The sequence below is a fragment of the Sphingomonas sp. SRI_018 genome (genome assembly GCF_057586275.1).
Genome location: NZ_JBYCZO010000001.1, coordinates 2,472,079 through 2,484,787 on the forward strand (window position 1 = coordinate 2,472,079; position 12,709 = coordinate 2,484,787).

Sequence of the window (12,709 nt, forward strand, 5' to 3'; positions counted from 1 at the left end):
TCTCCGGGCTCCCTATCCGCCTCGGCGCGAAGCGCAATCTCTCTTCATCTTCTCCGCGTCTCCGCGCCTCCGCGTGAGCCAATAAATTGATTTCACGCGGAGACGCGGAGACGCGGAGACGCGGAGACGCGGAGACGCGGAGGCGCGGAGGAAGTGGGTTGCGCCTGACGGCGCGAGTATCAGGGCGCGAAGCGTTCCGGGCCGGCCTCGGCGAGGATCAGGGCGAACCAGTCGTCGGGATCGGTCCATTCGGCGATCGGGGTCCAGCCGCCGGCGCGCAGCAGCAGGCGGGCGTCGCGGGGACCGTATTTGTGGCTGTTCTCGGTATGGATGGTCTCGCCCGCCGCGATGGAGAAGACGCGGCCGTCGACGGCGAAGGTCATGTCGCGAGTCGCCTCCAGATGCATCTCGATCCGGGCGCGCGCGTCGTTCCAGATCGCGCGGTGGGCGAAGGCGTCGAGCGGGACGGTGCCGGCGAGCTCGCGGTTGATGCGCTCGAGCAGGTTGAGGTTGAAGGCGGCGGTAATGCCGGCCGCATCGTCATAGGCCGGGATCAGCACGTCGAGCGGCTTGATGCGGTCGATGCCGATCAGGAACCGCGCGCCCTCCCCCAGCACGTCGCGGAAGTTGCGCAGTAGCTCGACCGCACGGGCGGCAAGCATGTTGCCGATCGTCGAGCCCGGAAAGAAGCCGAGCCGTGGCATCGCGCCCAGGCCCTTCGGCAGCGTCAGGGGACGGGTGAAGTCGGCCTCGACCGGCTCGACGGCGATGTCCGGGAACTGCCCGGCGATCCGGCCGGCGCTCTCGCGCAGGAAGTCGCCGGAGATGTCGACCGGCACATAGGCCGCAGGGCGGATCGCCTCGAGCAGCAGCGGGGTCTTCATCGACGAGCCCGAGCCGAACTCGACCACCGCCTGGCCGGGGCCGATGTGCTGCTGGAGCTCGGGGCCGATCCGCCGGAGGATGCCGATCTCCGTGCGGGTCGGATAATATTCGGGCAGGCCGGTGATGTCCTCGAACAGCTCCGAGCCGCGGCGGTCGTAGAACCAGCGTGCCGGGATCGCGCGGGGACGGAGCGCCAGGCCGTTCAGCACGTCGGCGCGGAACTGCGGGTCGGCCAGCGAGGCTTGGCCGTCCTCGATCTCCTGCTTGAGCATTCAGATGTCCTTCGCCAGGCGAACGCCGGTGAACTGCCAGCGCTGGTGGGGGTAGAAGAAGTTGCGGTAGCTGGCGCGGACGTGGCCGCGCGGGGTGGCGCAGGAGCCGCCGCGCAGCACGAACTGGCCGCTCATGAACTTGCCGTTGTACTCGCCGACCGCGCCCTCGGCGGCGCGGAAGCCGGGATAGGGGCGATAGGCGCTGCCGGTCCATTCCCAGACGTCGCCGAAGAAGGCGGGGCCGCCGGTGGAAGGGCGCGGTTCGACCGGGCCGGCGGCGTCGAGGAGATTGCCCTCGCGCGGGTCGTAAGTGCTTGCCGCCGCTTCCCATTCCGCCTCGGTCGGCAGGCGCGCGCCGGCCCAGCTCGCATAGGCGTCGGCCTCGTAGAAGCTGATGTGGGTGACCGGCGCGGCAGGGTCGATCGGGCGGCGGCCGTCGAGGCCGAAGCGGGTCCACACCCCGTCCCGCTGCTCCCAGTAGAGCGGTGCCGCGATTCCCTCCGCCTGCACCCAGGCCCAGCCGTCAGCGAGCCAGTGGCGGGGGTCGCGATAGCCGCCGTCGGCGATGAACGCCGCCCATTCGCCGTTGGTGACGGTGCGGTCGGCGAGCGCATGCGGCGCGAGCATCACCGGGTGCCGAGGCGTCTCGCAGTCGAAGGCGAAAGCGGAGGTTGCCGAAAAAACAGGCAGAAAAGTTGACGAAGTTGACTCACCCCCATGCATTGACTCGTCCCCGTGCCCGATCTCGGCGATCCCGGCGGGACGCTCGACCCAGCCGATCGGACCCGGCATCGGCACGGGGATCTTGGGGGCGCCGGGCCAGACAGCCGGCTCAATCGGGTTCTGCGAGAAGAGGTGGAGGATGTCGGTGAGCAGCAGCTCCTGATGCTGCTCTTCGTGGTGGCAGCCGAGCTCGACCAGCGCCTGCGCCGCCTCCGGCAGGTGCGGCAGCGCGTCGAGCAGGGCGGCGTCCACGGCGCGGCGCCAGGCGAGCACCTCCGCCAAGGTCGGCCGGGTGAGCATCCCCCGCGCGGGGCGGGCATGACGCGCGCCCTCCGCCTCGTAATAGCTGTTGAACAGGAAGGGGAAGCGATCGTCGTGGAGGCGGTAGCCCGGCACGTGATCGCGCAGCACGAAGGTCTCGAAGAACCAGCTCGTGTGCGCGAGATGCCATTTCGCGGGCGACGCATCGGGCATCGACTGCACCGTCGCATCGGCATCCGAGAGCGGCGCGGCGAGCGCCTCGGTCAGCGCGCGGACGGCGGAAAAGCGCTCCGCGAGCGGCGACGCGGCCGGTACGGACTCAAGGCGCGTTCCCATTTCGTTCTTCTCCCACCGGAGGCGATGCGCGTCAAGTGGGGATCGTTACGGGCTAGCGCGAGCCCCCCGGCACCCACAGAACGTCGCCGCCCGCCGCCTGGTTCACATGGCGTGCCGCGACGAAGAGATAGTCGGACAGGCGGTTGAGATAGGCGAGCACTTGCCCACCCGCCTCCGCGGCGACGGCGGAGCGTTCGGCGCGGCGGGCGATCGCGCGGGCGAGATGGAGCGCGGCGGACGCGGGCGTGCCGCCGGGCAGGATGAAGCTGGTCAGCGGAGAAAGATCCGCGTTGAGCCGGTCGATCTCGGCTTCGACGGCGGCGACCTGGCCGGGCGTGATGCGGAGCGCGCCGGCTATTCCCTCCGGCGTGGCGAGATCGGCGCCGAGATCGAACAGGTCGTTCTGGAAGCGGGTGAGCGCCGCTGCGACCGGCCCCTCCGGCAGCAGGGTCAGCGCGACGCCGATCGCCGAATTGGCCTCGTCGACGTCGCCGATCGCGGCCATGCGCGCGTCGGCCTTGGAGACGCGGCTGCCGTCGACGAGGCCGGTGGTGCCGTCGTCGCCGGTGCGCGTGTAGATCTTGTTGAGCTTGACCAGGCTAACCCCGGCCGAGCGCGAATAGCACCAGCGCGGCGAGCAGGATCGCCACCGCCTGCAGGATGATGCGCCACTGCATCAGCTTGTTGGAGCGGAGCGCCGAGGCACTGGGGGCGTCGCCGGTGCCCTTCAGGTCCTCCTCGGTCATCTTGATGAAGTTCACGAGGCCCCGGATGAGGACGACGAGGACCGCGATCATCGCGGCGATCATCAGGATGACAAGGAAGATCGACATCCTCATTATCTAGGCCTTCGCGGTCGCGAATCCAAGCGGAAGACGGCCCTCGCGCAGCATGGCGGCGAGCTCGCGACCGTCTACGCCGCGCTCGCGCAGGTCCGCCAGCGTGGGGGCGCCGTGGCGCTTGGCAAGGCGATGCCCCTCGGCGTCGGTGAGCAGCGGGTGGTGGCGGTAGGCCGGCGTCGGCAGGTCGAGCAGCGCCTGGAGCAGACGGTGGACATCGGTCGCGGCGAACAGGTCGCGGCCGCGGACGACGTGGGTCACGCCCTGCGCGGCGTCGTCGACGGTGACAGCGAGATGGTAGCTCGCCGGCGCGTCCTTGCGGGCGAGGACGACGTCGCCGTGCGCGAGGGGATCGGCGCGGACCCAGCCCGCGAAATCGTCGTGCCAATATAGCTCCTCCCCGGCACGGGGAGGGGGACCAAGACGCGCAGCGGCTTGGTGGAGGGGGCCCTCGGCGCCGGAATCCGATGCGGCCGGGCCCCCTCCACCACCGCCTTCGGCGGAGTAGCGGGTCGGATCGTCCCCCGGACGATCCTCGAACGCGCGGGGCGCGTTCGACCCGCTGCTCCCCCTCCCCGTGCCGGGGAGGAGCTTTTGGGCCTTCTCCACGTCCAGCCGCCAGCAGCGCGGTTCGTGGAGGCGGTGGGTGTTGTCCGCGTTTCGGCACGTCCCCGGATAGATCGGACCCTCCGGCCCATGCGGCGCCGAGACGCTCGCGGCGATGTCGGCGCGGGTGCAGAAGCAGGGATAGAGCAGGCCCATGTCGCGCAGGCGGTCCAGCGCCGCCTCGTAGAGGTCGAGCCGTTCGGACTGGCGCACCACCGGGCCGTCCCACCGCAGGCCGAGCCAGGCGAGGTCCTCCAGGATGGCTTCAACGAATTCTTCTCGGCTGCGGGTGCCGTCGATATCCTCGATGCGGAGCAGGAAGGTACCGCCGCGCCCGCGCGCGAAGTCGTGCGCCTGGAGCGCGGAGAAGGCGTGGCCGAGGTGCAGCCGGCCGGTCGGACTCGGGGCGAAACGTGTGGTGGGAGGGGTGGGGAGCGAAACGGTCTCCATCATCGTCAAACCGGCCCTTGACCGCGAGTCGCGGCCTGTGCTGTCATGCGCATGTCATCCTTTGCGGCGAAAGGCGCGGGACGACGACGGGCGAAAGGGGACGTATGTTTCATCCCGATCTGATCCGGCATCCGGACAGCTGCCCCGCCCTTGTGCTGAACGCCGACTATACGCCGCTCAGCTATTACCCCTTGAGCGTGTGGCCATGGCAGACCGCGGTCAAGGCGGTGTTCCTCGACCGCGTCGACATCGTCTCCCACTATGAGCGGGAGGTGCGAAGTCCCACCGCGAGGCTGAAGCTCCCTTCGGTCATCGCGCTCAAACAATATGTGAAGCCCTCCCAGTTCCCAGCGTTCACCCGGTTCAACCTGTTCCTCCGCGACCGCTTCACCTGCCAATATTGCGGCTCGCACAAGGACCTCACCTTCGACCATGTCATCCCCAGGGCGCAGGGCGGGCGCACCACCTGGGAGAATGTCGCAACCGCCTGCGCCCCGTGCAACCTCCGGAAGGGCGGGCGTACCCCCCAGGAAGCGCACATGCCGCTCCACATCCAGCCGATCCGGCCGACGAGCTGGCAGCTCCAGGAGCACGGCCGGCGCTTTCCGCCCAACCATCTGCACGAGACCTGGCACGACTGGCTCTACTGGGACGTCGAGCTCGAGTCGTGAGCACCATCCGGCAGAGGGTGTGCAGGACGGATCGGCACGTGGTTGCAGATCTTCCGTAGTCGGGTTTCCAGCCGTCATCCGGACTTGATCCGGGGTCATGGGCCTCGCGGACTGCGCTCGAATCTCTTGTCCGGTCCTTGCCTCCCGGTGGACCCCGGACCAAGTCCGGGGTGACGGTGAGGAGGATCGATATGTCAGTCATCTCCTCAAATGTCGGTCCGGCCCGAGCCTCTACCGAAATTCGATAATTCGCTTATAGTCGAAATATCGAATCGAAAGGGACGTCGATGCAATTGCCGGTCGCGGTCGAGGCGCTGTCCGCGCTTGCCCATGCCCATCGCCTGGCGGTGTTCCGCCTGCTGGTGCGCGCCGGTGACGAGGGCCTGCCCGCCGGCGAGATCGCGCATGAGGTGGGCGTCGTCCCCAGTACGCTTTCGAGCCACCTCACCATCCTGGCCCATGCGGGGCTGGTCCGATCGCGCCGCGACGGGCGGTCGGTGATCTATTCCGCCGATCTCGACGGGATGCGGGCGCTGCTCGGGTTCCTGCTGGCGGATTGCTGCGGCGGACGGCCGGAAGTCTGCGCGCCGCTCGTCGACCTGCTCGGTGCGCCGGCGTGCGTGCCTGCGCGATGAGTGTCGCACGTCCGGTCGCGGCCGAGGCGCTCGGGACCGCGCTGCTGCTCGCGATCGTGGTCGGGTCCGGGATCATGGGCGAGCGGCTGGCGGGCGGCAACGTCGCGATCGCGCTGCTCGCCAACTCGATCGCGACCGGCGCGGGGCTGGTGGTGCTGATCCTTGTGTTCGGCCCGATCTCCGGCGCGCAGTTCAACCCGGCGGTGACGCTGGCGGCGTGGCTGCACGACGAAATGGACGGGCGTGCCGCGGCGCGCCACGTCGCCGCGCAGCTCGTCGGCGCCGTCGTCGGCGTATGGGCGGCGCACGCCATGTTCGGCGAGCCGATCCTCCAGCTCTCGACCAAGCTGCGCGACGGTCCGGCGCAAGGGCTGTCGGAGCTGCTCGCGACCTTCGGCCTGGTCGGCACGATCGCGGGCGTGCGGCGCTCGCGGCCGGAGCTCACGCCGGTCGCGGTCGGGCTGTACGTCACCGCCGCCTATTGGTTCACCGCCTCGACCGCCTTCGCCAATCCCGCCGTCACGATCGCGCGCAGCCTGACCGACAGCTTCGCCGGGATCGCGCCCGCCTCGGTCCCGCTGTTCGTCGCGGCCGAGATCGCCGGGGCGGGACTCGCGGTCGCGGTGTTCGGCTGGCTGCTGAGAGAGGACGTACCGGCATGAGCGATGCCTTCCCGATCACCATCTATCACAACCCCGACTGCGGCACCTCGCGCAACGCGCTCGCGATGATCGAGGCGGCGGGATATGCGCCGACCGTGGTCGACTATCGCAGCGCCGGGTGGACCCGGGCGCTGCTCGGCGAGCTGACGGCGGCGATGGGCGCGCGGCCGCGCGACCTGCTGCGCGAGAAGGGGACGCCGGCGGCGGAGCTGGGGCTGCTCGCGCCGGAGACGCCGGACGAGGCGATCGTCGCGGCGATGCTGGAGCATCCGATCCTGGTCAATCGTCCGATCGTGGTGACGCCGCGCGGCACGCGGCTGTGCCGTCCCTCGGAGGTCGTGCTGACGCTGCTCGACCGCACGCCCGAGAGCTTCGTCAAGGAGGACGGCGAGATCGTCCGGCCGTAAGGCACTATCCTTGCCAGCCGGTCGCTTCCGGCCATAGCTTCCGCCCAGCCTTAGGGGGAAGATCTTGGCCGGATTGCAGATCGATCGCCGCCGCGCGCTGGCGCTGTCGCTGGGGGGCATCGCCGCCGCGACCTTGCCGCGGATCGCCCTCGCCGCCGAGACGGACGAGGCCTGGGTCGATCCGCTGGTGCAGGGGTTCATGACGCGGTTCGAGGTGCCGGGGATCGCGGTGGCGATCGTGCGGGCCGGGCAGCCGCCGTTCCTCAAGGGCTATGGCGTGCGTACGCTGGGCAAGCCGGGCGCGGTCGACGTGCATACGCGGTTCGGCATTGCCTCCAACTCCAAGAGCTTCACCGCCGCCTGCCTGGCGATCCTCGCCGACGAGGGCAGGCTCGGCTGGGAGGACCCGGTGGTGAAGCACCTCCCCGAATTCCGGATGCACGACCCCGCCGTCACGCAGATGATGACGGTGCGCGACCTGCTGGTGCACCGCAGCGGGCTGCCGCTCGGCGCGGGCGACCTCATGTACTTCCCTGCGAGCGCGCGGCCGGCGGGGGACGTGCTGAAGGCCCTCCCCTACCTCACGCCCGACAAGGGATTCCGGGCGGGCTATGCCTATGACAACATCCTCTACATCGTCGCCGGGCTGCTGATCGAGCGGGTGTCGGGAAAGAGCTGGCGCGAGTTCGTGGCGACGCGGATCATGGCGCCGCTCGGCATGGCGGACGCGGTGCCGTCGCGCGATCTCCTCCGGACCGACAATGTCGCCGGGCGCCATGCGCGGCTGGGACCGCCGGTGCGCGGGATGGGCCGGCAGCAGGTGGTCGGACCCGACGAGACGCCGGCGATCGATGCCGCCGGCGGGATCAACGCCAGCGTCGGCGACGTCGCCAAGTGGCTGACGGTGCAGCTCGCGCACGGGCAGCTGCCCGACGGCAAGCGGCTATGGAGCGAGGCGCAGGCGGCCGAGATGTGGAAGCCGCAGACCATCATCGGCTCCAGCGACGGACCGACTCCCGACAATCCCACGCGCGCGGTGACGCAGAGCTATGCGCTCGGCTGGTTCGTGTCCGACTATCGCGGCGAACGGCTGGTGGCGCACGACGGCGGACTGACCGGGCAGGTGACGCGCACCGCGATGCTGCCGGCACGCGGGATCGGCGTGGTGGTGCTGAGCAACGTCGAGGACCCCGTGTCGATCGCGATCCGCAACGCCATGCTCGACCATGCGATGGGGGCACCCGCGTTCGACTGGTCCGCCGCCTATGCCAAGCGGATCGAGGCGAGCCAGGCGGCAGCGCTCAAGGAGCTGGGCGCAGGCGGGGTCGATACGCCGCCGGCCGGCGGGCCGAGCCTGCCGCTCGCCGCCTATGCCGGGCGCTACCGCGATCCCTGGTATGGCGACGTGGTGGTGACGGAGAAGGGCGGCAAGCTCGCGATCGACTTCGTGCCGACGCCGGTATTCAAGAGTGCGCTCGAGCCGTGGGGTAAGGACGCCTTCCGCACGCGCTTCGCCAAGGATGCCGGGGAGGATGCGGTGGTGACCTTCGCGGTCGCGGACGGACGGGTGGCCGGCGTGACGATGAAGCCGCTGTCGCCGCTCGCCGACTTCAGCTATGACTTCCAGCATCTGGCGTTCGTGCCGGTCCGGTAGGATAGTTGCGGCAAGCGTCTTAGTCATGTAATACAGTTGGAGTGGTGCGGCTGGCATCTCTTTTCGGCAAGGGCGACGCCGCCCCGGACATGCACGACCCGCTCGCGCTGACCGGCCAGACACGTCCCACCGGCGCGCAGCCCTCCTTCCCCGGCGAGTCCCTGGAGCCGCCCCGCCGGCGGATCGACGTGTGGCGGTGGATCATGCGCGGGGCGGGCGCGCTGATCGTGCTGCTGGTGATCGCGACGCTCTATCTGGCGATCACGGCGCCCCTGTCCAAGTCGCTGAAGCCGATCGCGCCGCCGCAGATCACTCTGCTCGCTGCCGACGGTACGCCGATCGCGCGGCGCGGGGCCGTCATCGGCGATCCGGTCGACGTCAAATCGCTGCCCGAACATGTGCCCCAGGCGTTCATGGCGATCGAGGACCGGCGCTTCCGCTCGCACTGGGGGATCGATCCCTGGGGCATCAGCCGCGCGATGATCCACAATGCGATGGCCGGGCGGATGCGCGAGGGCGGCAGCACCATCACCCAGCAGCTCGCCAAGAACGCCTTCCTCGATTCGGACCGCACCGCCGGGCGCAAGATCCGCGAGGCGATGATCGCGCTGTGGCTGGAGGCGTGGCTGACCAAGGACGAGATCCTGTCGCGCTATCTGTCCAACGTCTATTTCGGCGACAACGTCTATGGGCTCGACGCCGCCGCGCACCATTATTTCAGCCGGTCCCCGCAGCAGCTGAGCGTCGCGCAGGCGGCGATGCTGGCGGGGCTGGTCAAGGCGCCGTCGCGGCTGGCGCCCACGGTCAACCTTGCCGGCGCGCGGGCGCGGCAGAAGCTGGTGGTGCAGGCGATGGCGCGCGCCAAGTTCCTGACCGAGGGGGAGGCGGCGGCGGTGCCGCCGGCCCGGCTCAGGGTCGAGCGGGTGAAGGAGGTGCCCAACGGCACCTATTTCGCCGACTGGGTGCTGCCCGAGGCGCGCGACCGATCCGGCGAGCTCGCCAACGAGGTGACGGTCACCACCACGCTCGAGACCCGCATCCAGCGCGCCGCCGAGCGCGCGGTGCGGCGGGCGGGGCTGAGGCAGGCGCAGGTCGCGCTGGTGGCGATGCGGCCGGACGGGCGCGTGGTCGCGATGGTGGGGGGCAAGAGCTACAAGGATTCGCCGTTCAACCGCGCGGTGCAGGCGCGGCGGCAGCCGGGATCGACCTTCAAGCTGTTCGTCTACCTGGCGGCGCTGCGTTCCGGCATGAACCCGGATTCCAAGGTGCTCGACGAGCCGGTGACGATCGGCGAGTGGAGCCCCAAGAACAGCGACGGCCGCTACGAGGGCGAGATCACGCTGGCGCGGGCGTTCGCCAAGTCGTCGAACGTCGCCTCGGCGCGGCTGATCAAGGAGGTCGGCGTCGCCAACGTGATCCGGGCGGCGCGCGACCTCGGCGTCGCCAGCCCGATCGCCAACGAGGGATCGATCGCGCTCGGCACCTCGACGATGAACCTGCTGGAGCTGACCTCGGCCTATGCGGCGGTGGCCAATGGCGCCTATCCGGTGCGGCCGCGCGGGCTGGAGCAGGAGGACGAGCCGACCTGGATGGAGCGGCTCGCCGGGCGCACGACGATGATCCCCGCGCGCGAGCTCGACGGGATGCGCGAGCTGCTCGCCGGATCGATCTCGACCGGGACCGGGCGGCAGGCGGCGCTGGTGGTGCCGGCGTTCGGCAAGACCGGCACGACGCAGGACAACCGCGACGCGCTGTTCGTCGGCTATGCGGGCGGGCTGGTCGCGGGCGTGTGGGTGGGGAACGACGACAATACCCCCAATCCCGGGCTGTCGGGCGGCGGCATCCCGGCGCGGATCTGGCGCGACTTCATGGCCGACGCGCTCGACCTGCCGGTGCCGGCACCGGCGCCGCGGGTGGAGGACGACGGCGGCGATGCCGTCGGCAACCTGGTCGACGCGATCACCAATGTGAGCGATCCGACAGGGCCGATCTTCGAGGGGCAGCTGGAGGGACTGGGCGTGGACCTGCGCGTCGGGCGCGACGGCAGCGTCGACGTGCGGCCGAGCGGGCGCGACCGCGCGCCGCCGCCACCGCCGCGCGAGGACCGCCGGCCGCCGCCGGAGGAGGATTTCGGGGACGGGCCGCCGAACTGAGCCATTCGTCACCCCGGCCTTGTGCCGGGGTCCACCGTGCCGCAATCTCGAACCTCCATGTTCGAGGATCGGTGGATGCCGGAACAAGTCCGGCATGACGAGGAATGATTGACGAGCGAGGGTGCCCACCGCATGGGCCGCTCATGCGCTTCTTCTCCGACAATGCCGCTCCCGTCAGTCCGCAGGTGCTGGAGGCGATCGCCGCCGCGGACGTGGTCGACACCGCCTATGACGGGGATCGCTGGTCGCGGCAGCTCGACGCGCGCTTCTCCGAGCTGTTCGGGACCGAAGTGCGGGCGCTATGGGCGCCGACCGGGACCGCCGCCAACTGCCTCGCGCTCGCCGCTTTGTGCCCGCCGCATGGAGCGGTGGTCTGCCACCGGGAGGCGCACATCAACACCGACGAGGGCGGTGCGCCCGGCTTCTACACCCATGGGGCCAAGCTGCTGCTGGCGGACGGGCCCGGTGCGAAGCTCGACGTCGCGGCAGTCGAGGGGGTGCTCGCCGGCGTCCGGCCGGACGTGCACCAGGTGCAGACGCATGCGATCTCGATCACCAATGCGACCGAGTACGGGCTGGCCTATACGCCCGACGAGACCGCTGCGATCGGCGAGCTCGCCAGGGCGCGAGGGCTCGGCTTCCATGTCGACGGGGCGCGGTTCGCCAATGCGGTCGCGCATCTGGGGTGCACGCCCGCCGACCTCACCTGGAAGGCGGGGGTCGACGCGCTGAGCTTCGGCTTCGTCAAGAACGGGGGGATGAGCGCGGAGGCGCTGATCCTGTTCCGGCCGGAGCTGGCCGAAGCGACGCTCTACCGCCGCAAGCGGGCGGGGCTGCTGCTGTCCAAGGGGCGCTATCTCGCCGCGCAGCTGCTCGCGATGCTGGAGGGCGATCTGTGGCTCGCCAATGCCCGCACCGCCAATGCCGGGGCGGCGCTGCTCGGCCAGGCGGCGGGGGAGCGGCTGGTGCATCCGGTCGAGGCGAACGAAGTGTTCGTGCGGCTCACGCCCGACGAGGCGGCGACGCTGCGGGGACAAGGCTTCGACTTCTACGACTGGGGACCGGGCGAGGCGCGGCTCGTCGTCTCGTGGAACCAGGGGGAGGCCGCGATCGCGCCGCTCGCCGAGGCGATCTCGGCGCTGTGATCCATCAGCGGCGCTTGTGATTCGATAAGGAAAAACGGTTTCGCCGCGGTAGGCCGCAGGCGTAGGAGAGCGCCATGCTGATGCCGCCCGAGGCCCCGCCGCGATCCACCCGCCTTGCGGTGCTGGTGCCGTTCGGGATCGTGACATTGGTCTGGGGCTCGACCTGGTTCGTGATCACCGGGCAGCTCGGCGGCGGCGTGCCGACGAGCTGGTCGGTGTGCTACCGCTTCCTCACTGCCGGAATCGCCATGCTCGTGCTGGCGCTGTGGAAGCGCGAGAGCCTGGCGTTCGATGCGCGCGGCTGGGGCTTTGCCGCGCTGCTGGGGCTCAGCCAGTTCTGCCTCAACTTCAACTTCGTCTATCGGGCCGAGATGCACATCACCTCGGGGCTGGTCGCGGTGGTGTTCGCGCTGCTGCTGGTGCCGAATGCGGTGTTCGGCCGGATCTTCCTGGGACAACGGATGGGAGCGCAGCTGCTGGCCGGATCGGGGATCGCGATCGCCGGGGTGGCGCTGCTGTTCCTGCACGAGGCGCGACGCGATGCGGCCGGCACCGGCGAGCTGTTTGCCGGGATCGGCTTCACGCTGGCGGCGGTCATGTCGGCATCGGTGGCCAACGTGATGCAGGCGACCGAGACCGCCAAGCGTTATCCGATGTTCGCGATGCTGGCGGCGGGGATGCTGATCGGTGCGACCTGCAATGCCGCCTATGCCTTCGCGACCAGCGGGCCGCCGGCGTTCGATACGCGCTTCAGCTATTGGGGCGGCGTGCTCTATTTGGGGCTGGCGGCGTCGGCGCTGGCGTTTCCGCTCTATTTCGGGGTGATCCGGGCGATCGGGCCGGCCAAGGCGGCCTATTCGGGCGTGCTGGTGCCGGTGATCGCGATGCTGATCTCGACGCTGTTCGAGGGGTATCGGTGGTCGGTGCTGGCGGCGGCGGGCGCGGTGCTGGCGATGGTGGGGCTGGTGATCGCGCTGAGGGCGAAGCGGCCCAATCGGTAGACCGGCGTT

13 protein-coding genes are annotated in these 12,709 nt (G+C 70.1%); 8 read left to right on the plus strand and 5 right to left on the minus strand.

Translation table 11 applies throughout. The features are described 5' to 3' along the window. Window positions 1-179: 179 nt before the first annotated feature. From egtD to AC2YHA_RS11560, 5 genes are read right to left on the minus strand one after another with little or no spacing between them, the layout of a single operon-like run. Window positions 180-1,157, minus strand: a complete 978-nt coding sequence (gene egtD, locus AC2YHA_RS11540) for an L-histidine N(alpha)-methyltransferase (RefSeq protein ID WP_487401613.1) — start codon at window positions 1,155-1,157, stop codon at window positions 180-182. Next, entirely contained in the window at window positions 1,158-2,477 is a 1,320-nt protein-coding gene (gene egtB, locus AC2YHA_RS11545) for an ergothioneine biosynthesis protein EgtB (RefSeq protein WP_487401614.1), read from the minus strand. It abuts the gene before it with no gap. A 52-nt stretch (window positions 2,478-2,529) separates the two neighbouring features. Beyond that, window positions 2,530-3,075: a cob(I)yrinic acid a,c-diamide adenosyltransferase gene (locus tag AC2YHA_RS11550; RefSeq protein ID WP_487401734.1), complete on the minus strand. Its 546-nt coding sequence runs from the start codon at window positions 3,073-3,075 to the stop codon at window positions 2,530-2,532. Between the two features lies 1 nt (window position 3,076). Then, window positions 3,077-3,310 (minus strand): twin transmembrane helix small protein, encoded by a 234-nt coding sequence (locus AC2YHA_RS11555; protein WP_487401615.1) that lies wholly within the window; start codon window positions 3,308-3,310, stop codon window positions 3,077-3,079. 9 nt (window positions 3,311-3,319) lie between these two features. Beyond that, window positions 3,320-4,372, minus strand: coding sequence for a glutamyl-Q tRNA(Asp) synthetase (locus tag AC2YHA_RS11560; protein ID WP_487401735.1), 1,053 nt, complete (start codon window positions 4,370-4,372; stop codon window positions 3,320-3,322). A 104-nt stretch (window positions 4,373-4,476) separates the two neighbouring features. On the opposite strand from AC2YHA_RS11560, the gene AC2YHA_RS11565 reads away from it, so the two are divergent. From AC2YHA_RS11565 to AC2YHA_RS11600, 8 genes are all read left to right on the plus strand, one after another. Beyond that, window positions 4,477-5,043 (plus strand): HNH endonuclease, encoded by a 567-nt coding sequence (locus AC2YHA_RS11565; protein WP_233785114.1) that lies wholly within the window; start codon window positions 4,477-4,479, stop codon window positions 5,041-5,043. A gap of 287 nt (window positions 5,044-5,330) precedes the next feature. Next, window positions 5,331-5,678, plus strand: a complete 348-nt coding sequence (locus AC2YHA_RS11570) for an ArsR/SmtB family transcription factor (RefSeq protein ID WP_487401616.1) — start codon at window positions 5,331-5,333, stop codon at window positions 5,676-5,678. Continuing rightward, window positions 5,675-6,340, plus strand: coding sequence for an aquaporin (locus tag AC2YHA_RS11575; protein WP_487401617.1), 666 nt, complete (start codon window positions 5,675-5,677; stop codon window positions 6,338-6,340). The genes AC2YHA_RS11570 and AC2YHA_RS11575 overlap by 4 nt, the downstream gene beginning before the upstream one ends. Beyond that, window positions 6,337-6,747, plus strand: a complete 411-nt coding sequence (gene arsC / locus AC2YHA_RS11580) for an arsenate reductase (glutaredoxin) (RefSeq protein ID WP_487401618.1) — start codon at window positions 6,337-6,339, stop codon at window positions 6,745-6,747. Before AC2YHA_RS11575 ends, arsC begins: the two co-directional genes overlap by 4 nt. A gap of 64 nt (window positions 6,748-6,811) precedes the next feature. Then, on the plus strand, window positions 6,812-8,401 hold the full coding sequence (locus AC2YHA_RS11585) for a serine hydrolase (RefSeq protein WP_487401619.1): 1,590 nt from the start codon (window positions 6,812-6,814) through the stop codon (window positions 8,399-8,401). A gap of 89 nt (window positions 8,402-8,490) precedes the next feature. Continuing rightward, entirely contained in the window at window positions 8,491-10,554 is a 2,064-nt protein-coding gene (locus AC2YHA_RS11590) for a transglycosylase domain-containing protein (RefSeq protein WP_487401736.1), read from the plus strand. A 143-nt stretch (window positions 10,555-10,697) separates the two neighbouring features. After that, entirely contained in the window at window positions 10,698-11,699 is a 1,002-nt protein-coding gene (locus AC2YHA_RS11595) for a threonine aldolase family protein (RefSeq protein WP_487401620.1), read from the plus strand. Between the two features lie 80 nt (window positions 11,700-11,779). After that, entirely contained in the window at window positions 11,780-12,700 is a 921-nt protein-coding gene (locus AC2YHA_RS11600; RefSeq protein ID WP_487401737.1) for a DMT family transporter, read from the plus strand. Window positions 12,701-12,709: the final 9 nt, after the last annotated feature.